Origin of the sequence: Corticibacter populi (genome assembly GCF_004217315.1) — a bacterium.
Classification (GTDB): Bacteria; Pseudomonadota; Gammaproteobacteria; order Burkholderiales; family Burkholderiaceae_C; genus Lampropedia; species Lampropedia populi.
This window is the reverse complement of sequence record NZ_SGWR01000004.1, coordinates 489,381-515,462: the sequence shown is the minus strand read 5'-3', so window position 1 is coordinate 515,462 and position 26,082 is coordinate 489,381. Positions and strand designations below refer to the sequence as shown.

At 66.4% G+C, this 26,082-nt stretch carries 21 protein-coding genes; 10 read left to right on the top strand and 11 right to left on the bottom strand.

Annotated elements, in window-relative coordinates:
• Positions 1–35: 35 nt before the first annotated feature.
• The 3 genes from EV687_RS16405 to EV687_RS16395 are packed head-to-tail and all read right to left on the bottom strand — an operon-like array spanning position 36 to position 6,012.
• Complete coding sequence (locus tag EV687_RS16405; protein WP_278044267.1) at positions 36–1,529, bottom strand: efflux transporter outer membrane subunit; 1,494 nt, start codon at positions 1,527–1,529, stop codon at positions 36–38.
• Positions 1,522–4,695 (bottom strand): efflux RND transporter permease subunit, encoded by a 3,174-nt coding sequence (locus tag EV687_RS16400; RefSeq protein ID WP_122229068.1) that lies wholly within the window; start codon positions 4,693–4,695, stop codon positions 1,522–1,524. Before EV687_RS16400 ends, EV687_RS16405 begins: the two co-directional genes overlap by 8 nt.
• A gap of 12 nt (positions 4,696–4,707) precedes the next feature.
• Positions 4,708–6,012, bottom strand: a complete 1,305-nt coding sequence (locus EV687_RS16395; RefSeq protein ID WP_122229070.1) for an efflux RND transporter periplasmic adaptor subunit — start codon at positions 6,010–6,012, stop codon at positions 4,708–4,710.
• Between the two features lie 434 nt (positions 6,013–6,446).
• Here EV687_RS16395 and EV687_RS16390 point away from each other — a divergent pair, with 434 nt between their 5' ends.
• Positions 6,447–7,124, top strand: a complete 678-nt coding sequence (locus EV687_RS16390) for a TetR family transcriptional regulator (RefSeq protein ID WP_122229072.1) — start codon at positions 6,447–6,449, stop codon at positions 7,122–7,124.
• Between the two features lie 58 nt (positions 7,125–7,182).
• On the opposite strand, the gene EV687_RS16385 is transcribed toward EV687_RS16390, so the two are convergent.
• Complete coding sequence (locus EV687_RS16385) at positions 7,183–8,313, bottom strand: acyl-CoA dehydrogenase family protein (protein ID WP_122229823.1); 1,131 nt, start codon at positions 8,311–8,313, stop codon at positions 7,183–7,185.
• A gap of 221 nt (positions 8,314–8,534) precedes the next feature.
• Here EV687_RS16385 and EV687_RS16380 point away from each other — a divergent pair, with 221 nt between their 5' ends.
• The 6 genes from EV687_RS16380 to cynS all read left to right on the top strand — a co-directional run bounded on the left by EV687_RS16380 (position 8,535) and on the right by cynS (position 14,374).
• Positions 8,535–9,782 (top strand): sensor histidine kinase, encoded by a 1,248-nt coding sequence (locus EV687_RS16380; protein ID WP_122229073.1) that lies wholly within the window; start codon positions 8,535–8,537, stop codon positions 9,780–9,782.
• Positions 9,779–10,474 (top strand): response regulator, encoded by a 696-nt coding sequence (locus tag EV687_RS16375; RefSeq protein WP_423201105.1) that lies wholly within the window; start codon positions 9,779–9,781, stop codon positions 10,472–10,474. The genes EV687_RS16380 and EV687_RS16375 overlap by 4 nt, the downstream gene beginning before the upstream one ends.
• A gap of 233 nt (positions 10,475–10,707) precedes the next feature.
• A complete protein-coding gene (locus EV687_RS16370; protein WP_122229077.1) occupies positions 10,708–12,141 on the top strand; it encodes a CmpA/NrtA family ABC transporter substrate-binding protein in 1,434 nt (477 codons plus the stop codon).
• 1 nt (position 12,142) lies between these two features.
• The gene (gene ntrB / locus EV687_RS16365) at positions 12,143–13,030 is read left to right on the top strand and encodes a nitrate ABC transporter permease (RefSeq protein WP_122229079.1); all 888 of its coding nucleotides are present in this window, start codon (positions 12,143–12,145) and stop codon (positions 13,028–13,030) included.
• A gap of 1 nt (position 13,031) precedes the next feature.
• Complete coding sequence (locus EV687_RS16360) at positions 13,032–13,883, top strand: ABC transporter ATP-binding protein (RefSeq protein ID WP_242612683.1); 852 nt, start codon at positions 13,032–13,034, stop codon at positions 13,881–13,883.
• A gap of 47 nt (positions 13,884–13,930) precedes the next feature.
• Positions 13,931–14,374: a cyanase gene (cynS, locus tag EV687_RS16355; RefSeq protein ID WP_122229083.1), complete on the top strand. Its 444-nt coding sequence runs from the start codon at positions 13,931–13,933 to the stop codon at positions 14,372–14,374.
• Between the two features lie 64 nt (positions 14,375–14,438).
• Here the strand turns inward: cynS and EV687_RS16350 are convergent, their stop codons facing one another.
• Positions 14,439–15,875, bottom strand: coding sequence for an aminotransferase-like domain-containing protein (locus EV687_RS16350; RefSeq protein ID WP_122229085.1), 1,437 nt, complete (start codon positions 15,873–15,875; stop codon positions 14,439–14,441).
• Between the two features lie 232 nt (positions 15,876–16,107).
• Between EV687_RS16350 and EV687_RS16345 the strand changes: the two genes are divergently transcribed.
• Positions 16,108–16,431 (top strand): DUF2917 domain-containing protein, encoded by a 324-nt coding sequence (locus tag EV687_RS16345; protein WP_122229087.1) that lies wholly within the window; start codon positions 16,108–16,110, stop codon positions 16,429–16,431.
• A 113-nt stretch (positions 16,432–16,544) separates the two neighbouring features.
• Here EV687_RS16345 and EV687_RS16340 read toward each other — a convergent pair whose 3' ends face one another.
• From EV687_RS16340 to EV687_RS16320, 5 genes are all read right to left on the bottom strand, one after another.
• A complete protein-coding gene (locus EV687_RS16340) occupies positions 16,545–17,732 on the bottom strand; it encodes an acetyl-CoA C-acyltransferase (RefSeq protein WP_122229825.1) in 1,188 nt (395 codons plus the stop codon).
• Positions 17,733–17,778: 46 nt separating this feature from the next.
• The gene (gene aceK / locus EV687_RS16335; RefSeq protein WP_122229089.1) at positions 17,779–19,629 is read right to left on the bottom strand and encodes a bifunctional isocitrate dehydrogenase kinase/phosphatase; all 1,851 of its coding nucleotides are present in this window, start codon (positions 19,627–19,629) and stop codon (positions 17,779–17,781) included.
• A gap of 180 nt (positions 19,630–19,809) precedes the next feature.
• The gene (gene can, locus EV687_RS16330) at positions 19,810–20,478 is read right to left on the bottom strand and encodes a carbonate dehydratase (RefSeq protein ID WP_122229091.1); all 669 of its coding nucleotides are present in this window, start codon (positions 20,476–20,478) and stop codon (positions 19,810–19,812) included.
• Positions 20,479–20,765: 287 nt separating this feature from the next.
• Complete coding sequence (locus tag EV687_RS16325) at positions 20,766–21,947, bottom strand: isovaleryl-CoA dehydrogenase (protein ID WP_122229092.1); 1,182 nt, start codon at positions 21,945–21,947, stop codon at positions 20,766–20,768.
• 240 nt (positions 21,948–22,187) lie between these two features.
• On the bottom strand, positions 22,188–23,036 hold the full coding sequence (locus tag EV687_RS16320; protein WP_122229094.1) for a 3-hydroxybutyryl-CoA dehydrogenase: 849 nt from the start codon (positions 23,034–23,036) through the stop codon (positions 22,188–22,190).
• 178 nt (positions 23,037–23,214) lie between these two features.
• On the opposite strand from EV687_RS16320, the gene EV687_RS16315 reads away from it, so the two are divergent.
• Positions 23,215–23,781: an adenine phosphoribosyltransferase gene (locus EV687_RS16315; RefSeq protein WP_122229096.1), complete on the top strand. Its 567-nt coding sequence runs from the start codon at positions 23,215–23,217 to the stop codon at positions 23,779–23,781.
• A 108-nt stretch (positions 23,782–23,889) separates the two neighbouring features.
• On the opposite strand, the gene mltA is transcribed toward EV687_RS16315, so the two are convergent.
• On the bottom strand, positions 23,890–25,077 hold the full coding sequence (gene mltA / locus EV687_RS16310) for a murein transglycosylase A (RefSeq protein WP_242612682.1): 1,188 nt from the start codon (positions 25,075–25,077) through the stop codon (positions 23,890–23,892).
• Positions 25,078–25,362: 285 nt separating this feature from the next.
• Between mltA and EV687_RS16305 the strand changes: the two genes are divergently transcribed.
• Entirely contained in the window at positions 25,363–25,998 is a 636-nt protein-coding gene (locus EV687_RS16305) for a YiaD family glycine zipper/OmpA-like lipoprotein (RefSeq protein ID WP_122229100.1), read from the top strand.
• Positions 25,999–26,082: the final 84 nt, after the last annotated feature.

Sequence of the window (26,082 nt, the reverse complement as noted above, 5' to 3'; positions counted from 1 at the left end):
CCCTGGCGATGCAATGCCGCCGCCACCGGCCCCACTCAGGGCGTGGCGCCGGCAGCCGCAGGGGCAGCCGATTCCGCCAGTTCTACAGCGCCCGCATCCCAGCCGCCACCGAGCACACGGTACATGGTGATGCGGTTGGCCAGCAGTGCCGCGCGGCTTTGCAGCACGGCCTGCTGAGCGGTGAACAGGGAGCGCTGGGCATCGAGCATGTCCAGAAAGCTCGACACCCCGCTCTTGTAGCGCAGGTCGGAGAGTTCGTAGCGCTGCGACTCGGCCTTGACCAGTTCCTCCTGGGCGGTGAGCTGGTCGGCCAGGGTGGCGCGGCCAGCCAACCCATCGGCCACTTCGGAGAATGCGGTCTGGATGGCCTTCTCGTACTGTGCCACGGCCACTTCGCGGGCAACCTCGGCACCGCGCAGGTTGGCGCGATTGCGTCCGCCATCGAAGATCGGCAACAGGGCCTGGGGCGCCAGCGTCCAGCCAAAGCTGCCACTCCTGAACAGGTCCGAGAGGTGGCTGCTGGCCGAACCTACGCTGGCCGTCAGCGAGATGCTGGGGAAGAAGGCCGCGCGCGCCGCGCCAATGTTGGCGTTGGCCGAGCGCAGGCTCCATTCGGCCGACTGGATGTCGGGGCGGCGCAGCAGCAAGTCTGATGGCAGGCCGGCCGGCACGTCTTCGAAGACACCCAGCGGCACGTCGCCGGCCGTGAGCAGGCGCGGCTCGATCTCCTGCCCGACCAGCAGCGTGAGCGCGTTGCGCGCCTGGGCCAGCTGGCGTTTTTGCTCGGCCAGCGTGGCACGCGCCGATGCGGTGAGCGATTGCGCCTGACTCAGATCCAGCGCCGAGACCACGCCGCTGTCAAAGCGCAGCTGGGTCAGCCGCTGGCTGTCCTCGCGGGTCTTGAGCGTCTGCTCGGTCAGGTCCAGCAAGGCATTGGCGGTCTGCAGATTCAGCCAGGCCGTAGCCACATTCGCGATCAGGCTGGTCTGCACCGCTTCACGGGCATAGGCGGTGCTCAGCAGGTCGGCGCGGGCGACTTCCGTCAGGCTGGCCAGGCGGCCGAAGAAATCCAGCTCCCAGGCACTGACGAGCAGCCCCCCCGTGTAGGCCGAACTGATGGTGTCACCATCGTTGGTGCTCTGGCGGCTGCCCGTCACGCCGGCATTGACGACGGGCAGCGGCCCGGCGCCGGTGAGCTGGTACTGGGCACGCGCCTGCTCGATGGAAAGTGTGGCCACGCGCAGGTCGCGGTTGTTGGCCAAAGCCAGGCCGATCAGCTCGCGCAGTTGCGCATCGGTGATGAACTGCGACCAGGCCGCCAGCGGTGCCGTGGCCTCGGCGGTCTCGATGCCCAGGCCGTTTTCCGGCCAAGCCGAGGCCACCGGGGCATCGGGCCGCTCGTAGGCGGGGATGAACGAGCAGCCCGTCAGCAGGGCCGCCAGTGCAGCCGCCGCCAACAATCGCCGGGGAAGAGACAGGGACAGAGTGGTCATGATGGCTCCGGCTTGCACGGTGGTGGTATCAGACATGGTGCGTCCCTTCGGCAGGCGCTGCGGGCGGCAGGGGCGTGGCCGGTGGCGCGGCGCCTTCCTCCGGCTTGGGCTTGTACTTGAAGATGGAGCGCACCACCACGTAGAAGGTTGGCACCAGCGCCAGCGCCAGCACGGTGCCGGTGATCATGCCGCCGATCACGCCGGTGCCGATGGTGCGCTGGCTGGCCGAGCTCGCGCCCGAGGCCAGGTACAGCGGCACGACGCCGATGGTGAAGGCCAACGAGGTCATGAGGATGGGGCGGAAACGCAGATGTGCCGCCTGCAGGGCTGCCGCCACGGCCGACATGCCCTGCGCCTGCAGGTCCTTGGCGAACTCGATGATCAGGATGGCGTTCTTGGCCGAGAGGCCGATGATGGTCACCAGTCCGATCTGGAAGTAAACATCCCTTGGCAGGCCGTGCAGATACACCGCCCCCACCACGCCCAGCACACCCAGCGGCACCACCAGGATCACCGCCAGCGGAATGGACCAGCTCTCGTAGAGCGCGGCCAGGCAGAGGAACACAGCCAGGATCGAGAAGGCATAGAGGATCATGCCCGTCGAGCCGGCCAGTTTTTCCTCGCGCGACTGGCCGGTCCACTCGAAGCCGAAGCCCTGCGGCAGTTGCGCCGCCAGCCGCTCCATCTCGGCCATGGCCTCGCCGGTGCTGTAGCCGGCAGCGGCATCGCCGGCGATCTTCACGGCCGGGTAACCGTTGTAGCGCACCACCTGCATCGGTCCGGTAACCCAGCGCGTGGTGGCGAAGGCCGAGAACGGCACGGCCGCACCATCGCTGTTGAGAGCCGTCAGGGCCAGCAAATCCTCGGGCTGCATGCGTGCCGTCGCCTCGGCCTGCACCATCACGCGCTGCAGGCGGCCGCTGTTGGGGAAATCGTTGACGTAGGACGAACCCAGCGCCGTCGAGATGGTGCTGTTGATCGAGGCGAACCCCACGCCCAGCGCGTTGGCCTTGTCTCTGTCGATCTCGAGCCGCAGTTGCGGCGCGTCTTCAAGGCCGTCAGGCCGCACGCCCGAGAGCACCGGACTTTGCGCCACCATGCCCAGCAGCTGGTTGCGCGCCTGGATCAGTGCATCATGTCCCTGGCCGCTGCGATCCTGCAGCCGGAAGGTGAAACCGGTGGCATTGCCCAACTCCGAGATCGGCGGCGGCGACAGCGTGTACATGAAGGCATCGCGCACCTGGCCAAGGTAGCCCATGGCGCGGCCGGCAATGGCGTCGGCAGTGTGCTCGGCGCCCTTGCGCTCGGACCAGTCCTTGAGCGTGACGAATTGCAGCGCGGCGTTCTGGCCCTGGCCGGTGAAGCTGAAGCCGAGGATCGACACCACGTTCTCCACCTCCGGCTGCTCCATGAAGAATCCCTCGGCCGTCTTGATGGCTTCCAGCGTGCGGTGCTGGGTCGCGCCCGGCGGCAGCTGGACGCTGTTGATGACGAAGCCCTGGTCCTCATTCGGCAGGAAGGACGATGGCAGGCGGTTGTACAGCCAGGCCACCGCCGCGCCGATCGCCAGGTACACGACCAGCATCACATAGCTGCGCTTGAGCACTTTGGCCAGCGTGCCCTCATAGCCCTTGGCAGTGCGGGTAAAAGCGTTGTTGAACCAGCCGAAGAAGCCGCGCTTGGCGTGGTTGTGCCCGGCCACGACGGGCTTGAGGAAGGTGGCGCACAGCGCCGGTGTCAGCGACAGCGCCAGGAACGCCGAGAAGGCGATCGAGACCGTCATGGTCACCGCGAACTGGCGATAGATGTTGCCGATCGAACCGCTGAAGAAGGCCAGCGGCACGAACACCGCGATCAGCACCAGGGTCACGCCGACAATGGCGCCGGAAATCTGGCTCATGGCCTTGCGGCTGGCCTGCAGCGGCGAGAGACCCTCCTCGCTCATGATGCGCTCGACGTTCTCGACCACGATGATGGCGTCGTCGACCACGATGCCGATGACCAGCACCATGCCAAACATGGAAAGCACGTTCAAAGAGAAACCTGCCAGGTACAGCACGCCCAGCGTGCCCAGCAACGCGATCGGCACCACGATGGTCGGGATGATGGTGTAGCGCCAGTTCTGCAGGAACAGGAACATCACCACGAACACCAGCGCGATGGCCTCGATCAGCGTGTGGGCCACCTGCTGCATCGAAATGTCGACGAACTTCGAGGTGTCATACGGGATGACCCACTCCACCCCCTGCGGGAAGAAGGGTTCGAGCTCGGCCATGCGCTCGCGCACGGCTTCGGCGGTGGCCATGGCATTGCCCGTCGGCGACAGCTGCACGCCGAGCGCCACGGCCGGCTTGCCGTTGAGCCGGGAGCCGAACGCGTAGGACTCGATGCCCAGCTCGACGGTGGCGACATCGCGCAGGCGCACGGTCGAGCCGTCGCTGTTGGCACGCAACACGATGTTGCCGAACTCTTCGGCATTGGTCAGCTGGCCCTGCATCACCACCGTGGCGAAAATGGCCTGCGTTTCCGGGCTGGGCATGTCGCCCAGGGTGCCGGACGAGACCTGCGCGTTCTGGGCCGCGATGGCCGCCGTCACATCGGCGGTGGACAGGCTGTAGCCGGTCAGCTTGGCCGGATCGACCCAGATGCGCAAAGCCCGCTCGGCCGCGAACAACTGCGCCTTGCCGACGCCATTGACACGCTGGATCTCAGGCAGCACATTGCGAGAGACATAGTCGCCCAGATCATAGGCACTGTAGTCGTCGCGGGTCGAAACCAGCGAAACCACCATCAGGAAGGTCGAGGACGCTTTCTCGACCTGGATGCCCTGCTGCGTCACCGCCGCAGGCAGGCGCGGAGTCGCCTGCGAAAGGCGGTTCTGCACGTCCACCTGAGCCAGATCGGCATTGGTGCCGGGCTCGAAGCTGAGCACGATTTCGCCTCGGCCGTTGGCCTGGCTGCTCGACTCCATGTAGGCCAGGCCGGGCGAACCGTTCATCTCCCGTTCGATGACCGACAGCACGGTCTCGTCGAGCACCTCGGCGGAGGCGCCAGGATAAGTCGCGGAAATGGAGATGGTGGGCGGCGCCACCGACGGGTACTGCGCCACCGGCAACTGCTGGTAGGACACCAGTCCGATCACGATGATGAACAGCGCCACCACCCAGGCGAAGATCGGACGATCAATGAAAAACTTGGCCATTCGGGGCGCTCCTTACTGCTTGGCGTTGGCGCTGGCCTCGGTCCCGCTCGCGGGTGCCTCGGCAGCTGCGGCGGACGGGGCTGGCGCGCCCGGCGCGCTCCATGGCACGGCCTTGACCTTGGTACCCGGTGGCATCATGCCCACGCGCTGAAAGCCGTCGACCATGACCTGCTCACCCTCCTGCAAACCTTCGAGCACCACCCAGCGGTTGTCGCTGGCGGCGTCGCCGAGCTTGACGCTGCGCACCTGGCGATTGCCTTCGGCATCCACCACCGTCAGCGTGTCGCCCTGCTGGCTGCGGGTAACGGCCTGTTGCGGCACGGAGATGGCATTGGCCACCTGCGCCTGCTCCAGACGCACACGCACGTACATGCCGGGCAGCAGCAGGCCGTCCGGGTTCGGCAGCTCGGCGCGCAACGTCACCTGGCTGCTGGTAGGATCCACCGTCAGATCGGTGAACAGCAGACGGCCGGGCTCGCCGTAGTCGCTGCCGTCGTCGAGCAGCACGCTGACCCTGGCCGCCTCGCCGCCAGCGGCCCGCACCAGACGCCCGTCCTGCAGATCACGCCGCAGCTTCAGCACCTCGGTGGTCGATTGGGTGAAATTGACATACACCGGGTCGATCTGCTGGATCACCGCCAGAGGCGTGGTTTCGCCCTGCCCCACCAGCGCGCCCTCGGTCACCAGCGCCCGGCCGATGCGGCCCGAAATCGGCGCCGTGACATTCGCGTAGCCCAAATTGATCTCGGCGGTGCGCACCGCCGCCCTGGCCGCCGCCACCTCGGCCTGCGCAGCCTTGAAGGTGGCATCGGCGTTGTCGAAATCCAGCTGGCTGACGGCATTGACGCTGACCAGCGGGCGATAGCGATCGACCACCGCCTTGCTCTGCACCAGTGCAGCCTCGGCTCTCGCCAGGTTGGCCTTGGCGCTTTGCACTTCGGCCTGATACGGCGCGGCATCGATCTGCATCAGCAACTGGCCGGTCTTGACGTCACTGCCTTCGGTGAAGAGCCGCTTGTTGAGAATGCCCGCAGCGCGCGCACGCACTTGCGCAGTGCGCGAGGCCTCGACGCGGCCCGGCAGCTCCGTCACCACTCCCACCGTAGCCACCTTGGCGACGATCACGCCGACTTCCGGCGCGGGCATCTGTTGCTGCTGCGCAGCTCCCCCGGCCTGCGCGGCCTTGTCATCCCCGCACCCAGGCAGGACCAGCACAGCCAGCGCCAGGCAAACGGCGCCAACGCTGCCGCGCCGTATGGCAGCGCCCGAAACCCCGCGGGGCTGACTGACAAGAGAGAATGACTGGTGGTTGCGCATGCTGATCCTTTGCGTCGAAAGTGGTGTAGATGCGCCGCGCCGTCGCGGCCATGTGGTTCGGCAGGGGTTCGACAAAAATGAACGAAAGGAACGCGCCGCCGCACCGCCTCGGCCAGCCCGGACACCGGCACATCGGACGGCGCCAGCCCCTTCGACCCACGGGTTCATGGATCCAGGCCGGCCGCGCATCCCCCATGCCAGTTGGGATGGTCCGGAAAAGTCGGACAAAGCGTTCATCAGACGCCTATTGTGCACCGCAACAAGCGGCGTGGCGACCTGCACCGCCACCGCCCCTGCACCGCGCAGCAATTGACGAAAGCGTAGGAGTATACATACATTCAGGCATGTATGTGAAATAATGGCCCGAGATCCGGTGCCGTCTGGCGGCGCCCGCTATTTCATTTCCCGGCAGCACTTAGAAAAGGCGCACCGCAATGGCACGCAGAACCAAAGAAGAGGCATTGGAGACACGCAACCAGATTCTGGATGCGGCCGAAAGGCTGTTCCAGCAGCAGGGTGTCTCGCGCACCTCGCTGCAGGCCATTGCCAGCGAGGCCGGCATCACGCGGGGCGCCATCTACTGGCATTTCAAGGACAAGGCCGATCTGTTCAACGCCATGATGGAGCGGATCCCATGGCCGATCGAGCAGTGCTACCTCGGGGGCGGCGGCGTCTGCCCGCAACTGGAGGAAGGCAGCGCCGGTGCCGCCATCGGATCGCTGCAGCAGATCCTGCGCGACAGCCTGATGGTCATCATCGACGATGCCCAGGTGCGGCGGCTGCTGGAGATCGCCAACTACCAGATCGAATACACCGAGGAGATGGATGCCGTGCGCGAGCGCATGCTGCAGGCACACCAGGCGTTCTACGACCGCAATCTGATGGCCTTTGGCCATCCCCGGGTGCGTCCCCTGCTGCGCGCGGGCGTCAGCCCGGAGAACGCCGCCAAGACCATGCAGCACGCGCTGCTGGGCCTGATCGACCTCTGGGTGCTCACCCCCGGTGCCTTTGACTTGCGCGAAGCCGTGGAGGCCGCCATGGACATCGTTCTGCATGGCGTGGGCATCACCCCCGCCGCACTGGCCGCCAGCGATGCGGCGCACCCTGCGTAGCTGCCGCCGCAAGCGTGCGCTGCAGCGTCGCCCCACAGGCCGCCACCGGCGCGGGGCATCAGCCCAGCGCGCGCTGGATCAGGATCTTCTGCACATCGCTGGTACCCTCGTAGATCTGGCACACCCGCACGTCCCGGTAGATGCGCTCCACCGGGAAGTCATTCACGTAGCCATAGCCGCCCAGTGTCTGGATGGCCGCGCTGCACACGCGCTCGGCCATCTCACTGGCGAACAGCTTGGCCATGGCGGCCTCGCGCAGGCAGGGCTGGCCGGCATCGCGCAGGCTGGCGGCGTGCCAGATGAGCTGGCGCGCCGCCTCGATCTGTGTGTCGCATTCGGCCAGCCGGAAGCCCACCGCCTGATGATCGATGATGGCGCGGCCAAAGCTCTCGCGCTCGCGGGCGTAGCGCACCGCCGCCTCGAAGGCAGCACGCGCCATGCCCACACTTTGCGCGGCGATGCCGATGCGCCCGCCCTCCAGCGAGGAGAGCGCGATCCGGTAGCCCTCGCCCTCCGCGCCGATGCGGTTCTCGAGCGGGATGCGGCAGTCCTCGAAGCGGATCTGTGCGGTGTCGCTCGAATGCTGCCCGAGCTTGTCCTCGATGCGTTCGACGCGGTAACCGGGGTTGTCGGTGGGCACGATGAACGCGCTCATGCCTTTCTTGCCGGCACCCTTGTCGGTCACCGCGATGACGATGGCCACCTGTCCGTTCTTGCCGCTGGTGATGAACTGCTTGACGCCGTTGATCACGTATTCGTCGCCGCGGCGCTCGGCGGTGGTGCGCAACGCAGAGGCGTCGGAGCCCACATGCGGCTCGGTCAGGCAAAAGGCACCCAGCATCCGGCCCTGCGCCAGCGGCTCGAGCCATTGGTGCTTCTGCATCTGGCTGCCATAGCGGATCAGGATGGCATTGACCGGGCAGTTGGTCACGCTGATGGCGGTGCTGGTGCCGCCATCGCCAGCGGCGATCTCCTCGAGCACCAGCGCCAGCGTCAGGTAGTCCAGGCCTGCGCCGCCATGCTCGGCAGGTACGCAGATGCCATAGGCGCCCAGCGCCGCCAGGCCCTGATGCACGTCTCTCGGAAAATGGTGCCGGCGGTCCCATTCCGCCGCATGCGGCGTGATCTCGTCGCGCACGAAGGCGCGCACGGCCTCGCGGATCAGGGTCTGGTCGTCGTTGAGCAACATGGTTTGTCTCCGTCTGTCGGTGGCGGGTTTGCGCAGGCCCGGCGCCTGCAACCTCGAACGGCCATTATCAACGCAAGGCCTGTCTTGGCATGCGTTTTCCTGTCCCGGTACGGACGTGCCAAGGGGCGGCCACAGGAGCCGGCTGCAAAAGACCGGCTGCGAGCGGACCTCCCGAGCTGACTGCACCATTGCAGGGCACATCTTTTGCTTGCCCGCAAACCATGGCAACTTCCACGATCTCTCCCCATCCGGAAACACCCGCGCCCTGGCGCGATCAGCTGCGCCTGCTGCTGGACTCCACCGGCGAGGGCGTCTATGGCCTGGACCTGCAGGGCCGCTGCATGTTCATCAACCATGCAGGCGCCACCATGCTGGGCTACCGGCCCGAGGACCTAATCGGGAGCAACATGCACCTGATCACCCACCACTCGCATGCCGACGGCAGCCACTATCCAGAGCAGGACTGCACGATCTTCGATGCTTTCCGGCGCAAGAACCCCTGCCGTGTCGACGACGAAGTGTTCTGGCGCCACGACGGCACGCACTTCCCGGTGGAGTATTCCAGCCACCCGGTGATCGACGATGGCGCGGTGGTGGGCGCCGTCGTCACCTTCATCGACATCACCCAGCGCCGGCGCGACGCGGACGCACTGCGCCAGGCCAACGAAACCCTGGAGCAGCGCGTCGCCGAGCGCACGCGCGAGCTGTCCTCGGCGCTGCTGCAGGTGCGAGAACTCTCGGCCTGGATGGACCATGTGCGCGAGGACGAGCGCACCCGCATCGCCCGCGAGGTCCATGACGAACTCGGCAGCATGCTGGTGGCCCTGAAAATGGACGTGAACTGGCTGCAAAAACGCATGGCGGAGCAGGATGCATGCGATGCCGACGCGGCCCGGCAGGCCCGCAGCCTGATGCGTGCCAAATGCACCAATATGGGACGCCTGATCGAGGCCGCCGTGACCAATGTGGGGCGCATCATCACCGCGCTGCGCCCTAGCATCCTCGACCACCAGGGTCTGTGGGCGGCGCTCGAATGGCAGGCTCAGGAATTCGCGCAGACCGCCGAGTTGGCGCTGGACTGGCACGCCAGCATCCCCGAAACCCTGGAGCTGCCCGATGACCAGGCCACCGCAGTGTTCCGCATCTTCCAGGAAATGCTATCCAACGTGGGACGACATGCCCAGGCCCAAGCCATCGCCGTGCGCATGGAACTGCAGGGCGCGTGGCTGGCGCTGTCCGTCCAGGATGACGGCCGCGGCGCGGCGCCCACCGCCTTCACCGCACCCACGGCCTATGGCATCCAGGGCATGCGCGAACGTGCCCTGCATTGGGGCGGGGCGATCAGCGTGCAAAGCCAGCCGGGCGCGGGCACCACGCTGACCCTGCGCCTGCCCGTTGTCGCCGCGCCATCGGCCCCGGCACCGACCTTGCCAGCCGGTGCCGCGCAGGAGGCCCCATGCAAGGCATGATGGCGCCACAGGGACAGGAGGCACGGGAGGGCCTGCCGCCGACGCCCATCCGGGTACTGCTGGGCGACGACCACCGCATCGTGCGCGAAGGTATCAAGCAGCTCCTGTGCGATCCGGCCAATGGCGCACCGGCCATCACCGTCGCCGCCGAGGCAGCCACCGGCCCCGAGGTGCTCAGCGGCACCGCGGCCTGCCAGGCCGGCGGCGGGCTCGACGTGGTGCTGCTCGACATCGCCCTGCCCGGCCAGGACGGTCTGGAAGTGCTGCCCGTGCTGCGCCGGCAGTGGCCCGACCTGCCGGTGCTGATGCTCAGCACGTACCCGGAGCGCCAGTACGCGGCGCGTTGCATCAAACTGGGCGCAGCCGGTTACCTCAACAAGAGCGTGGACCCGGACGTGATGGTCGAAGCCGTGCGCCAGGCCGCGCGAGGCGAGGTCTATGTCTCGCCACAGACCGCCACGGCGCTGGCCATGGCCATCGGCAGGCGCCACGCTGGCGATGCGCTTTCGCACCGCGAGCACCAGGTATTCCGGCTGCTGATCGAAGGCCACAGCGTCAGCGAGATCGGCGCCCAGCTTGGTCTGGCTGTCAACACCATCAGCACCTACCGGACCCGCATCCTGGAGAAAACCGGCGCGCGCAACGACGTGGAACTGGCCCTGTCCGCGGAGCGCCACGGTCAGCGGCTTTGAACGCCGAGACGCACAAGGTGGTTCCGGGACGCGCCGGGCGTCATCGGGCAGGCCGAATCCCTCCCTCCCCCCTCTTCCGACCCTGTTTGTAGTGCCTGCACTACAAGGCCCAGAAGAACCGGCAACGATTTGCCCGGCCGGCGGCAAACCTGGCACGAAGTGGCCTGTGGCTTGCTTGGCTGCTGGCATCGCCCACCTGCAACACCTGCCCATCTGCCACAGGAGTCACTGAGATGAAGACCTTCCGCTTCCCCAGCCGACCAGCCGAGCCGGCCTCGTCCAGCACCAGCATCAGCGCCGGGTCGCCCACGAGCACCACCGACCCGTATGACGCCGACCGTCCCTTGTCGCTGCGCTGCGCGTGCGGACAGGACCACGCCCCCCAGGTGCATGCCGCCGCCCTGGCCAGGGACACCGAAGCGCTCTACCGCCACCGGCTGGAAGCGGCCGTCATCAAGGCCATGTTTCCCGCCGATGCCATGCGCCGGCGTTTCCTGAAGGCGGTGGGCGCGGGCACTGCGCGCGCGGCCATTGCCTCCGTGCTGCCCCTGAGCGCGCTGCAGGCCATGGCACAGGAGAAGGCGCCGCTGGAGAAGAAGAACCTGAAGATCGGCTTCATCCCGATCACCTGCGCCACACCGGTGATCATGGCCGACCCGCTGGGCATGTACGCCGACCAGGGCCTGGCGGTCGAGGTGATCAAGACCGCCAATTGGGCGCTGATCCGCGACAAGATGATCAACGGCGAACACGACGCCTCGCAGTTCCTCAGCCCGATGCCGCTGGCCATGACGATGGGCGTGGGCTCGGCCCAGACGCCCATCGAAGTGGCAGCCATCCAGAACACCAATGGCCAGGCCATCACGCTGGCCAACAAGCACAAGAACAACCGCGACCCGAAGAACTGGAAAGGCATGCGTTTTGCCGTGCCCTTCGACTACTCGATGCACAACTTCCTGTTGCGCTACTACGTGGCCGAAGCCGGTCTCAATCCGGACACGGACATCCAGATCCGCGTGGTGCCGCCGCCCGAGATGGTGGCCAACCTGCGCGCCGGCAACATCGACGGCTACCTCGGCCCCGACCCTTTCAACCAGCGCGCGGTCTACGAGGAGGTCGGCTTCATCCACCTGCTGACCAAGGAACTGTGGGACGGGCATCCGTGCTGCGCCTTCGGTTCCTCGGCCGCCTTCATCCAGAACCACCCGAACACCTTCGCCGCGCTCTCGCGCGCCATCCTCACCGCCGCGACCATGGCTCGCAAGCCCGAGAACCGGGCCATGATCGCCAAGGCCATCGCCCCCGCGCAGTACCTCAACCAGCCGGAAACCGTCGTCACCCAGGTGCTGACCGGGCGCTATGCCGACGGCCTGGGCAGCATCCAGAACGTGCCCGACCGGGCCGACTTCGATCCGGTGCCCTGGCAGTCGATGGCGGTGTGGATCCTCACGCAGATGCAGCGCTGGGGCTACGTCCAGGGCGAAGTGAACTACCAGCAGATTGCCGAGCGCGTGTTCCGCCTCACCGATGCGAGAAGGCTGATGCGCGAGCTCGGCGAAAACGTGCCCGATGGCAACGACCCCGGCTTCACCATCATGGGCAAGGCCTTCGATCCGTCGCAGCCCCAGCAGTACCTGCAAAGCTTCGCCATCCGCAAGGCGGCCTGACATGAGCGCCTCCAACGTGCTGACCCTGCGCCTGCGCGCCGGCCTGGTTTCGCTGCTGCTGCTGGGCCTGATCCTGGCGGTCTGGTACAGCGCCACGCTGCCCGCCGCCGGCGCGCCCGGCAATGCGGCGACGCTGACGGCGGAGGAAATCGAGTACCTGCAGATGCTGGGCAAGGACCCGGCCCAGCAGGCCGGCGGCGCAGGCAGCGGCTTTCCCTCGCCAGGGCAATTTGCGGCCACCGTGGCCCAGCAGTTGCGCGACCCGTTCTACGACAACGGCCCGAACGACAAGGGCATCGCCATCCAGCTGGGCTGGTCGCTGCTGCGCGTGGCGGCGGGCTTTCTGCTGGCCTGCCTGGTAGCGCTGCCGCTGGGCTTCGTGATCGGCATGTCGCCGCTGCTGCACCGCGCGCTCGATCCATTCATCCAGGTACTCAAACCCATCTCGCCGCTCGCCTGGATGCCATTGGCGCTCTACACCATCAAGGATTCATCGGCCAGCGGCATCTTCGTGATCTTCATCTGTTCGCTGTGGCCAATGCTGCTCAACACCGCGTTCGGCGTCGCCTCCGTCAAGCGCGAATGGCTCAACGTGGCGCGCACCCTCGAGGTCGGCCGCATCCGTCTGGCACTGCAGGTCATCCTGCCGGCGGCAGCGCCGACCATCCTCACCGGCATGCGCATCAGCATGGGCATTGCCTGGCTGGTGATCGTCGCCGCCGAGATGCTGGTGGGCGGCACGGGCATCGGCTACTTCCTCTGGAACGAGTGGAACAACCTTTCGCTCTCGAACGTGATGTTCGCCATCCTGCTGATTGGCGTGGTCGGCATGTGCCTGGACCTGGCGTTTGCCGCGCTGCAGCGGAAGGTGACCTATGTGGAGTCCTGACATGTCCCCATCCGCCACCGCAGCCGTCACCGATACCGCCGCCCCGGCTCCCGCCACCGGCAAGGGCTTCGTGCAGGTCGAAGGCCTGGGCAAGGCCTATACGCCCGACCAGCCCGTGTTCGCCGACGTCGACTTCTCAATCGCGCGAGGCGAGTTCGTCTGCGTGATCGGGCATTCGGGTTGCGGCAAGACCACCATCCTCAACGTGCTCGCCGGGCTCGACACGGCCAGCAGCGGCCATGTCGTCATGGACGGGCGGGAGATCACCGGTCCCAGCCTGGACCGCGGCGTGGTGTTCCAGGGCCACGCGCTGATGCCGTGGCTGACGGTGCGCAGCAACATCGCCTTTGCAGTGCGTTCGCGCTGGCCCGGGTGGTCGCGCGCGCAGGTTGACGAACAGGTGCGCAAGTACGTCGAGATGGTGGGCCTGCTGCCCGCCATCGACCGCAAGCCGGCCCAGCTCTCGGGCGGCATGAAGCAGCGCGTGGGCATTGCCCGGGCCTTTGCCATCCAGCCCAAGATGCTGCTGCTCGACGAACCATTCGGCGCGCTCGACGCGCTCACCCGCGGCGCCATCCAAGAGGAGCTGATGGCCATCGTGCGCCAGACCCGGCAAACCGTCTTCATGATCACGCACGACGTGGACGAGGCCATCCTGCTGGCCGACCGCATCCTGCTGATGCGCAATGGCGGCCAGACCGCCAGGGGCTGGGAGCCCGGTGGCATCGCCGAGGTCGTCACCAACCCCTTGCCGCGCGAACGCAGCCGCGCCGAGCTGCACAAGCTGGACGGCTACTACGCGCTGCGCAATGACATCGTCGATTTCCTGGTCAGCCGGGCCCACCCGGCCTGACCGCCCTCTCCACCCCGTAACCGTATCTCCCAACGAAAGGAAACAACATGAGTCGCCAGGACGTGACCGAGAAAATCATCACCACCAAGGTCCGCAAGGGCCTGAAGTGGGAAGCCGTGGCCCAGGAAGTGGGTCTCTCCAAGGAATGGGTGACGGCCGCCTGCCTGGGCCAGATGACCCTCACCGCCGCGCAGGCCGACACCGTCGGTCGCATCTTCGAACTCAGCGAGGAAGACAAGCAATGGCTGCAGGTCGTGCCCTACAAGGGCTCACTGCCCACTGCCGTGCCCACCGACCCGCTGATCTACCGCTTCTATGAGCTCGTCAGTGTCTACGGCACCACCTTCAAGGAGCTGATCCACGAGGAATTCGGCGACGGCATCATGAGCGCCATCGACTTCAAGATGGACCTGCAGCGCCAGACCGACCCCCATGGCGACCGCGTGCAGATCGTCATGTCAGGCAAGTTCCTGCCGTACAAGACCTACTGAGAAGCATCCGAAAAAGCGCCAACCCCGGCCCGTCGCGAACCCGGCCATGGCAGCATGGCCTCCATCAGCTTCCTCGCAGCAGGCATTGCCCGGCCAGGCGTCCCATCCGTACCAGCGCCTGGCGGTGCGCATCCGACCAATTACCCAGCGCGATGCGGTAGCAGTTCTCGAAACGGCCCGTCAGGCTGAAGAACCGCCCCGGCGGAGCCAGCAGGCGCTGTGCCTCGCAGGCCTGCTCGAACTGCGGGCCATCCACGGCGTCCGGCAACTGCAGCCAAAGTATCAGCCCACCTGGAGGATCGCTCAGTCGCGTGCCTTTCGGAAAATGCCGGGCAATCAGGCCACGCGCCTCGCGCAGGCGCTGGGCCATCTGCTGGCGCAAGCGCCGCATTTGCGCGGCATGGCCGTTCTGGCCCAGCAGGTGCAGCAGTGCCAGTTGCAGCATGGTCGCCGGGGTGCCCAGCGAAGCCTCGCGTGCGTCGAGCACCTGCTGGCCCCAGCGCCCGGCATGCAGCCAGCCGACGCGCAGGCCGGGCGCCAATGTCTTGGTGAACGCGTGGCACAGCATCACATGGCCTGTCTGGTCAAACGACTGGATGCTGCGCCGGTGCGCGTCATGGGGCGACCAGTCGTAGTAGATGGCGTCTTCTATCACCGGCACTTCGTGCGCCGAAGCCAGCTCGGCCAGACGCTTGCGGTGCGCAACCGGCATGCAGGCGCTCAGCGGATTCTGGATGGTCGGCACCACCAGCACGGCCTTGATCGGATGGCTGTCCAGCGCCAGTTGCAAAGCATCGAGCGAGATACCGGTCTGTACATGGGTCGGGATCTCCAGTGCGCGCAATCCCAGGTTCTGCAGCAGCCCCAGCACCGAGAAATGCGCGGGCGATTCGATCGCGACGATGTCGCCTGGGCGGGTCACCGCCTGCAAGCAGCTGACGACGCCCTCCAGGCAGCCATGGGTCAATACGATGCTGTCCGGGTCCAGCCGGCAGCCCAGCCCCATGGCATAGCGCGCCAGCACCTGCCTCAGCTCGCGCAGCCCGCCGTGGCTCGGATAGCTGCCCAGCGTCAGCGGCGCTGCCGCCATGACGCGCGCGACGGCCTGCCTCAGCCGCACCTGGTCGAGCAGCGCCTCATCCGGCGCACTGGTGCCAAACGTGATCACGCCCTCCAGCCCCTTGCTGCCCAGCACGCGCTGGGCGTACCAGTCCAGCGAGACGTTCTGTGGATCACTCAGGCGCTGCGGCCCGCTGGTGGGCGGCTCCAGCGCCACCGCGCCCTTGTGACTGCGGCACACGAAGAAGCCCGAGCGCGGCCGTGCCTGGATCAGCTGCGCATCCTCCAGCCAGCGAAATGCCTCCAGCGCGGTGTTGTGCGAGACCGCGAACTGCTGCGCCAGCGCCCGCACCGAGGGCACGCGCTGGCCCGCCAGCAGGCTGCCGCATTCGATGGCCTGGGCCACATGGGCCGCAATCTGCAGGTATTTGGGATCCGACATCCGGGCATTGTGTCTGGTTTCACAGGAAAGCAAACCAGACAGATGATCCGGTTCACAGGCAGACAGGTGCTGCCGGAGAGCAGCTGTCTGCACCAGACAGCCCGCGTCTGTGACTGTTGCGCGGCGCCGCTCTCCACCACAGTCAGGCCGGTGCAGTGGGAATCGCAGTGCGCATGCCAGAGAACCTGTTCACCACCGCCCATGACTGTCCACACACCGCCAACAGATCGCCATGCAGACCGATACCACCCGATGCCGTCTTCCTTTCCTGACCAGCCTGATGCCACTGGCACGCCATGCGCGGCGGCGGCCATCACCGGTCGCGCCAGAGCCTCTTGCACTGCGCTGGCGCGACGCACCGTGCCATGTGCGGCTGCAGGCAGGCCAGTTCCTGTCCATCGAAGTCCGCACCGGCGTGCTGTGGCTCACCGTCGAAGACCAGTTGAACGACTGTCTGCTGGAAGCCGGGGAACGCGCCACGCTGCACGGCCCGGCGTGCCTGCGGCTGGGCGCGCTGGGGGCCAACCCTTGCCAAGCCATCATCACCCGACAGTGAAACGGCAACCACCTCCGTCTGCCCAAAGAAAAGTCGGCGCGCTCCAAGGGAGCACGCCGACCCGGGGCTGGCCGACTGGAGCCGGGCTGACGCCGCCGACCCGCAGTGCGGCTTTACAGCAGTTCAAGCGTCAGTGCCGTGGCCTCGCCACCGCCGATGCACAGTGTCGCCAGGCCTTTCTTGAGACCACGCGCCTTGAGCGCATTGAGCAGCGTCACGACGATGCGCGCGCCGCTGGCGCCGATCGGGTGGCCCAGCGCGCAAGCCCCGCCGTTGACGTTGACCTTGTCGTGCGGCACCTTGAGGTCATGCATCAGCGCCATGGTGACGACGGCAAATGCCTCGTTGACTTCCCACAGGTCAACGTCCTCGACCGCCCAGCCGGCCTTCGCCAGTGCCTTCCTGGCGGCATCCACCGGCGCGGTGGTGAACCACTCGGGTTCCTGCGAATGCTGCGCGGTGCTGACGATGCGCGCGATCGGCACAGCGCCCAGCGCCTTGGCGGTGGATTCGCGCACCAGTACCAAGGCAGCCGCGCCATCGTTGATGCTGGAGCTGGCTGCGGCGGTGATGGTGCCGTCCTTCTTGAAGGCCGGGCGCAGCGTCGGGATCTTGTCCACGTTGATCTTGGCCGGGCCTTCGTCGGTGTCGACCACCACGTCGCCCTTGCGGGTCTTGACCGTGACGGGCACGATCTCATCCTTGAAACTGCCGGTCTCGATGGCCTGCTGGGCGCGCGTGACGCTGGCGGTGGCGAAGGCGTCCTGCTGCTCGCGGGTGAAGCCGTACTTCTCGGCGCACTGTTCGCCGAAGGTGCCCATGGAGCCACCGGTGTAGGCGTCTTCCAGGCCGTCGAGCATCATGTGGTCGAAGATCTTGTCGTGGCCCAGGCGGTAGCCGCCGCGCGCCTTCTTGAGCAGGTAGGGCGCATTGGTCATGCTCTCCATGCCGCCGGCGACGGCCACATCGATCGAGCCGGCCTTGAGGGCGTCATGCGCGAACATGGCCGATTTCATCGCCGAGCCGCACACCTTGCCCACGGTGGTGGCGCTGACCTTCTTGGGCAGGCCGGCCGCCAACGTCGCCTGGCGCGCCGGGTTCTGGCCCTGGCCGGCCGTCAGCACATTGCCCAGGAAAACCTCGTCGACCTGCTCGGGCGCGAGACCGGCACGCGCCAGTGCCCCCTGAACGGCTGCGCTGCCCAGTTCCCAAGCCTGCAGCGGGCTGAATGCGCCCTGGAATGCGCCCATCGGCGTGCGCGCAGCGCCAATGATGACCACGGTGTCTGTCTCGTTGCTCATGTCGATCTCCTGCTGGTGTGTATAGCGGTTGGTGAAAGCCTGCGATTCAGGGCTGCGGCCCGCCTGCCGCGCCTGTCCCTGTGATGCCAGTGATGCCGGCTGGGCCGGCGCTCTCCTGCCCGAAGCGGCGGGCCTGATCATAGGGGAATACATCGTACACGTGGCCCTGCTGGATGCGCTCCTTGTGCTGCTGCCAGAACTGCGGCGTGAGCAAGTCCGCGTGGTGGCGCATGAATATCTCGCGCACGCGCGGGTTGCCCAGCAGGAACGGGCCGAAGGTCTCGGGAAACACGTCGCGCGGTGCCACCGCATACCAGATCTCGCCGCTCATTTCCTCTTCCTCGTTGCGCGGCGCGGGCACTTGGCGGAAGTTGCAGTCGGTGATGTATTCGATCTCGTCGTAATCGTAGAACACCACCTTGCCATGGCGTGTGACACCGAAGTTCTTCCACAGCATATCACCGGGGAAGATGTTGGCCGCCACCAGGTCCTTGATGGCGTTGCCGTACTCGATGACGGCGTTTTCCATTTGCCGGCACGCCTGTGCGTCGTCCGGGCCGGCATCAAAGGTTTCCTGCAGGTAGATGTTGAGCGGAATCATGCGCCGCTCGATGTAGAGGTGCTTGATGATGACCTCCTCGCTGCCATCGCCGTCGCGGTCGCTGATCTCCAGTTGGCTCGGGGCGAAGCGGCGGATCTCCTCGATCAGTTCGTCCTCGAAGCGCTCGCGCGGAAAGGCCACCTCGCTGTACTCCATGGTATCGGCCATGCGCCCGACGCGGTCGTGCTGCTTGACGAGGCGGTACTTGCCCTTGATCTGCTCGCGCGTGGTGTCCTTCTGCGGTGGGTAGTAGTCCTTGATGAGCTTGAAGACATAGGGGAAGCTCGGCAGGTCGAACACCAGCATTACCATGCCCTTGATGCCGGGAGCGATGCGGAACTGGTCCGTCGAGGTGCCCAGGTGGCTGAGGAAGTCGCGGTAGAACAGGTTCTTGCCCTGCTTGGCCAGGCCCAGCGAGTTGTAGATCTCGTTGCGCGGCTTGCGCGGCATGATGCTGCGCAGGAACTGCACGTAGGCGGCGGGGATCTCCATGTCCACCATGAAGTAGGCGCGCGAGAACGAGAACAGCGTGTGCATGTCGCGCTCGGTGTGAAGCACGGCGTCCACATAGAGCCGGCCCTGGCCGTCATGCAGGATGGGCAGGCAAAACGGCATCTCGTCGAAGCCGTTGATGAGCTTGCCCACCAGATAGGCGCCCTTGTTGCGGTAGAACAGGCTGGCGAGCACCTGGAGCTGGAAGTTGGCGCGGATGCGCGCCTCGCCCAGAATGCCCGCGAGCGCCCGGCCCACGCGCGCGATGTCGCGCGCCAGATCGGCAAAGGGCCGCTGCAACTGGCAGTCGCGCAGTATCGCGGCCGCGACCTCGTCGAGCCGGTCGGGCTGCGGGTAGTAGCAGCGGAACGTGGGCGATTCGGGCGGCTCGCCGATCTGGATGTATTCGGTGCTGATGGCCGGCCGCACGAAGATGAAGTCGTTCTGGAAATAGGTGCGGTGCAGGATCTTGGTGGTGACCGAATTGAAGAAGGTCTCGGCCAGTTCGGGCTGCAGGTGCCCGACCAGCATGCCGATGTAGAACAGCTTGGCCTCGTGCCAGACCTCCATGGGCTGGCCGCCGGCCTGGAATTCCTTCTCGAGCCGCTGCACGCACTCGCGCACCCGCACGTCATAGAACTCGATGCGCTCGCGCTGGGCGCGCTGCTGACCATGCCAATCGACCGTCTCGAAGCGGTGCTTGGCGCGCGCCGACTCGCCCCTGAACAGCCGGTAATGGCGGTTGAAGCCGTCGAGCATGGCCTTGGCGATGCCGCGCGCCAGCGACGAATCGCGTTGCGCCATACCTTGCGCTGTCGCGCCAGCCGCGTCTGGCGCCTGCCGGCGTGGATGCCTGGGGGTGGATGTCTGCGTGCTCATGGCCCCAGTTTACAAACCCGGCGCCGCCTCAAGCGGCCCCAGGCCTGTCGACCTGGGGAAAACCACCAGACCGCAGGAGCAGACGGCAGCGCCAGCGCCTTCTCGTCAATCGGGCGAAGGAGTGCGGTTGACTTCGGCCACACGCTCGAGCGCCCTGGCATAGCTGGGCGCCAGCGCATCCTTGCCGGTGATGGTCATCTCCAGGTCGGTGATCAGGCCGTTGGTGAGGTGATAGCACCAGCCGTGCAGGATCAGCTTCTGCCCCTGGTCCCAGGCATCCTGCACCACCGTGGTATGCGCCACGTTGACGACCTGCTCGATGGCATTGAGCTCGCACAGCGCGGCATGGCGCTGCTCGGCCGGAATCTGGTCGAGGATGCCGCGGTGGCGGTCGCGCACATCCTTGACGTGGCGCAGCCAGTTGTCGACCAGGCCGGCGCGCTGGTCGTTGAGCGCCGCATACACGCCGCCACAGCCGTAATGGCCAACCACCATCAGGTGCTCGATCTTGAGCTGGTCCACCGCGTACTGGATGGTGGAGAGGCAATTCAGGTCGGTGGGCACGACCACGTTGGCCACGTTGCGGTGCACGAACACCTCGCCGGGGTCGAGACCAGTGATCTGGTTGGCCGGCACCCGGCTGTCCGAGCAGCCGATCCACATGTACTTGGGATTTTGCTGGGCCTGCAGGCGGGTGAAAAAGCCTGGCTTTTCACGCTCGACGGTCGCCGCCCAGTTGCGATTGTTCTCGAACAACTGCTTGAGAGTTGGCATCTTGGTTCCCGATATTCAACGGCCTGTATTCTGGCACCGCTGCATGATGGTCCGTGCCCAGCCGCCATGGCCACGCCGCAGCCACCCTGCAGGCCATCTCGAACGAACGGGAAAATCCCCTGTTTTGATGATTTTTGCGCACCGTTGAATCATTATTTCCCACAAAAAACGGGAAATGCCGCTATTTCACAGCACGATATCCAGTCTGACCGAATACACCCAAACCCGCACACCCTGCAAGGACTGTGCGCAACAGACGCCCAAAGAAGCCCTTTTGCGCGGATGGCTCACAGCGTCTCGGCAAACAGCTCGCGCCCGATCAGCATGCGGCGGATCTCGCTGGTGCCGGCCCCGATCTCGTAAAGCTTGGCATCGCGCCACAGCCGCCCCAGCGGGTATTCGTTGATGTAGCCATTGCCGCCGAAGATCTGGATGCCGTCGCCGGCCATCCGGGTGGCCTGCTCGGCGCACCAGAGGATCACCGAGGCGCAGTCCTTGCGCACCTGGCGCACGTGCTCGGCACCCAGCATGTCGAGGTTCTTGCCGATGGTGTAGAGGAAGGCCCGACCGGCCTGCAGCACGGTATACATGTCGGCCACCTTGCCCTGGATGAGCTGGAACTCGCCGATGCTCTGGCCGAACTGCTTGCGGTCGTGGATGTAGGGCACGACGTTGTCCATCACCGCCTGCATGATGCCCACCGGCCCTGCTGCCAGCACGGCGCGCTCATAGTCCAGCCCGCTCATGAGTACCCGTGCGCCCTGGTTGAGTCCGCCCAGGATGTGGCTATCCGGCACTTCGACGTTCTCGAACACCAGCTCGCCGGTGTGGCTGCCGCGCATGCCCAGCTTGTCGAGCTTTTGCGCGACCGAGAAGCCCGGCATGCCCTTCTCGATCAGAAAGGCCGTCACGCCGCGCGCGCCCAGTTCGGGCTCGGTCTTGGCGTAAACCACCAGCGTGTCGGCATCGGGGCCGTTGGTGATCCACATCTTGTTGCCGTTGAGCAGGTAGTAGCCGCCCTTGTCCTCGGCCCTGAGCTTCATGCTGATGACGTCCGAGCCCGCGCCCGGCTCGCTCATCGCCAAGGCGCCGACGTGCTCGCCCGAGATCAGCTTGGGCAGGTACTTCTGCTTCTGCTCCTCGCTGCCGTTGCGCTTGATCTGGTTGACGCAGAGGTTGCTGTGCGCGCCATACGAGAGGCCGATGGAGGCCGAGGCGCGCGAGATCTCCTCCATCGCGATCATGTGCGCCAGGTAGCCCATGCCGGCGCCGCCATACGCCTCCGGCACGGTGATGCCCAGCACACCCAGCTCGCCCATCTGGCGCCACAGCTGCATCGGAAACTGGTCGCTGCGGTCGGCCTCGGCGGCCAGCGGGGCAATCTCGCTCTGGGCAAAGTCGCGCACCGCATCGCGCAGCGCATCGATCTCTTCGCCCAACTGGAAGTTCAGGCCGGGAAGCTCGCTCATGGTTTGTCTCCTTGATCTATCTGGCAGGTGGCGAACCCACGGGTAGGCCGCGCAGGCGCAGGAATCGGCTCCAGGCCGCCCGGCGATTGTGCATGAAGGCGTCCTGCCCGCACAGCGGGGCGACAGGAATGGCACAAACGAATGGCACAAACGGCAACCTGCTTTGCCGATGCGGCAGACAGCAAAAAGGCGCCGGCATCACCGGCGCCCTGGGTCGGACCACGACAGGCCCTGCAGTCCTCAATACTGGTAGACGCCGCGCTTGGTCTTGCGGCCCAGGTAGCCGGCGGCCACCAGTTCGCGCAGCAGCGGTGCCGCGCGGTACTTGCTGTCGCCGAACTCCTCCAGATAGACCTCCATGACGGCCAGGCACACATCCAGGCCGATCAGGTCGGCCAGCGCCAGCGGGCCGATCGGGTGGTTGGCGCCGAGCTTCATGGCCTCGTCGATGGCCTCGGGGGTGGCGGTGCCTTCGGCCAGCACGAAGAAGGCCTCGTTGATCATCGGCACCAGGATGCGGTTGACGACAAAGCCCGGCGCATTCTTGACTTCCACCGGCGTCTTGCCCAGCGCGCGCGCCAGCGTCACCACCTTGTCGTTGGTCGCATCGCTGGTCTGGATGCCGCGGATCACCTCCACCAGCGCCATCAGCGGCACTGGGTTGAAGAAGTGCATGCCGATGAACTGTTCGGGCCTGGCCGACTGCGCCGCCAGCTTGGTGATGGAGATCGACGAGGTGTTCGAAGCGATGATGGCATCCGGCGCGGCAATGGCCTCGATTTGCTTGAGGATCTTGATCTTCAGCTCGTAGTTCTCGGTGGCTGCCTCGATGATCAGATCGGCGGGCCGGAGTCGGGCGTAATCGGTGGTGCCGCTGATGCGGCCCAGGATGGCCGTCTTGTCGGCTTCGCTGATCTTTTCCTTCTTGACCAGGCGGTCCAGGCTGGATGCCACGGTGCTCAGCCCCTTCTCCACAGCCGCATCGGAAATGTCCACCAGAATGGCCTGCAGACCGGCTGCCGCCACGGCCTGCGCGATGCCATTGCCCATGGTGCCGGCGCCGATGATGCCGACGGTTTGAATGCTCATGCTTGACTCCATTGAAGTGAATGATGGGGAAATCGGGAAAGAGGAGCGGACCGATGGTTGCTTGCCGGGCATCGGCCCTTGCGCCGCCGGTGCCGTCGCGGCTGGCGGCCCGAACACCGCGAGACCTGAGCGACTTTACACTACGCGTTCCGCACCGCACGACAACTTGACGACCGCCATGCCCCCGACCACCAGCGCCCTGAACGTCTCGCGATTCCTGCGCGAACACATCCGCACCGTCCCCGACTGGCCCAGCACGGGCGTGCAGTTCCGCGACATCACGCCGCTGCTGCAGGACCCGCAGGTGTTCCGCGTGCTCGCCGATGCCTTCGTGCACCGCTACATGGCCCCCGGGCTGCGCCCCGATGTGGTGGCCGGGCTGGATGCGCGCGGCTTCATCATCGGCGCGGTGGTCGCCTATGCGCTCAACGTCGGCTTCGTGCCGATCCGCAAGAAGGGCAAGCTGCCTTTCACCACCGTGGAAGAAACCTACGAACTGGAATACGGCAATGCCAGTGTCGAGATCCACACCGACGCCGTCACGCGCGGCCAGCGCGTGCTACTGATCGACGACCTGGTGGCCACCGGCGGCACCATGCTGGCGGGCATCAAGCTGCTCGAGCGCCTGGGTGCCGAGGTGACGGAGTGCGCCGCCATCGTCGACCTGCCGGAGCTGGGCGGCTCCGGCAAGGTTCGCGCCAGCGGTCACTCGCTCTTCACGCTGGTGGATTTCGAGGGGCACTGAAGGCACTGAGCCAACCGCAGCGCCAAGCCGCGGGCGCCAGCGGCACCGTCGGGAATCCGCCTTCCAGGGGGATCAGAACCTGTTCACGTTCTTTCTATGGTCAGGTTCTCAGGGCAGCGGCGCACCTTTGGGCCAGAGTGCCCAGAGGTACAGGTCTTGCTTGACGCGGCCGGCGAGGTCTCCGGCCTCCTTGCCCCAGCCAATGAAATAGTCGGCTCGCACCGCGCCGACGATGGCGCTGCCGGTGTCCTGCGCCAGCACCAGCCGCTGCTCGTTGAGCGTGGGGCCGGCCGTCATCAGCCAGACCGGCGTGCCATAGGGAATGCTGCGGCGGTCCACCGCAATGGAGCGCCCCGGTGTCAGGGGCACGCCCTGCGCGCCGCGCGGGCCGATCTCGATCTCCTCGGCCGGCAGTGCCTCCTCGCGGAAGAACACGTAGCGCGGATTGCTCCAGAGCATCTCCTGCACGCGCGCCGGATTGGCGTCGACCCAGGCCTTGATGCCCGGCCAGCTCGCATCGGTGATGAGGCGGCGTTCAAGCAGCCAGCGCCCCACGCTCTTGTAGGGGTGGTTGTTGGTGGCCGCATAGGCCACGCGCACCTGGCGCACCTGGCCGTCAGGCTCCTGCAGGATGAGCCGGCCCGAGCCCTGGATGTGCAGCACCAGCGCATCGACCGGATCGCTCAGCCAGGCGATTTCGCGCCCGCGCAGCGCCGCCTGGGCGCCGGGGTGGCCGCCCTCGATTTGCTGGCGGTTGAACCAGGTGCCATTGCCGTTGAAGCCGGCCGGCAAGCCGTAGAGCGGCACGCCGAAGCCCTCGTCCGGCAGGCGCCGCGCCTGCATGACCGGCTCATAGTAGGCCGTCAGCATGCCCAGGTCGCTGCCGCCGGATGAACGCACCAGATAGGGCTGCAGCGCGGCCCGCATCCACTGGCGGCGCTGGGCGTCGTCGGCCATCAGCAGCTCGCGCACCTGCGCGCAGGCCTGCAGCCAGCTGGCATGCGGGCGCTCGCAGCTGCGCACCCAGGAGGCCCAGGCGTTGGAGAAGTCGTCCTGCTCGAAACCCGGCAGGTCGCCCCAGGACACCGGCGTCCACAGCGCATTCTCGCGTTTGACGCTGGGGCCGATCGGATGCGCCTGCAGAACCGGCAGCGCACGCGGCTGCACCACCGCCTCGGAGGGCCGCTCGTCGGGCGCCTTGGGCTGCGTGCCACAAGCGGCCAGCACGCCAACAGCGGCCACCAGCAGGGGCATGCGGGAGGCGCGGGAGATGCAACGGATCAGGGTATGGAGCATGGGATGGCTGTGACTGGAGACCATGCGGACGCCGCAGACATCGCACCGCGACGCCGCGGCACGCGGGGCATCTCGCGGCACCTTCCGGGAAGAAACAAAGACTGACAAAGACGACACACAAGATCACGATTGAAGGATTTGTCCTTCATTGCGCGCGGGCTAGATGCGCGATACTGCATGCCGTGTGACGGCCAGCGCGCATTATTCCACGCACTGTCTGGCGGCCACGCCAATCCACACGGTAAAAACATGTCACTCGTTCCAGGGTGCATCAGGAGAAGCCCTATGAAACAACAACGTCAACTCGCCATGGTCATCGCCACTGCGGCGGCCTTCACACTGGCAGGCTGCGCCAACATGACCGAAACCCAGCGCAACACCGGCATCGGCGCCGGCATCGGCGCGGTGGTCGGCGGCATTGCCGGCGACGGCAAGGGCGCAGCCATCGGCGCGACGCTCGGCGGCCTGGGCGGCTATGTCTGGTCGCAGCGCATGGAGCACCAGCGCGCCGAGATGGACCGCGCCATGGCCAACACCGGCGTGGTGGTCACCCAGACCGACGACAACCGCCTCAAGCTCAACATCCCGAGCGACATCTCGTTCGACACCAACCGCTCCGACATCAAGCCGCAGTTCGCACCGCTGCTCGACCAGTTCGCCAACAGCCTGCGCAACAACCCGGACACCGACATCGTCATCGTCGGCCACACCGACAGCACCGGCAACGATTCCATCAACAACCCGCTCTCGCGCCAGCGCGCCGAAAGCACCCGCCAGTACCTGGTCAGCCGCGGCGTGGCCGGCCAGCGCGTCCAGATCGATGGGCGCGGCTCCTACGAGCCGGTGGCCAGCAACGCCACGGTCGATGGCCGCGCCCGCAACCGCCGCGTCGAGATCTTCGTGGGCGAGCGCGCCCGGTAAGCGCGAAGAGCCTCCCGGCCTTTGACCCAGCCTGCCAGTCGGCAGGCTTTTTCATGGCCGAACGCAGGGACGAGGAAGCCGCCG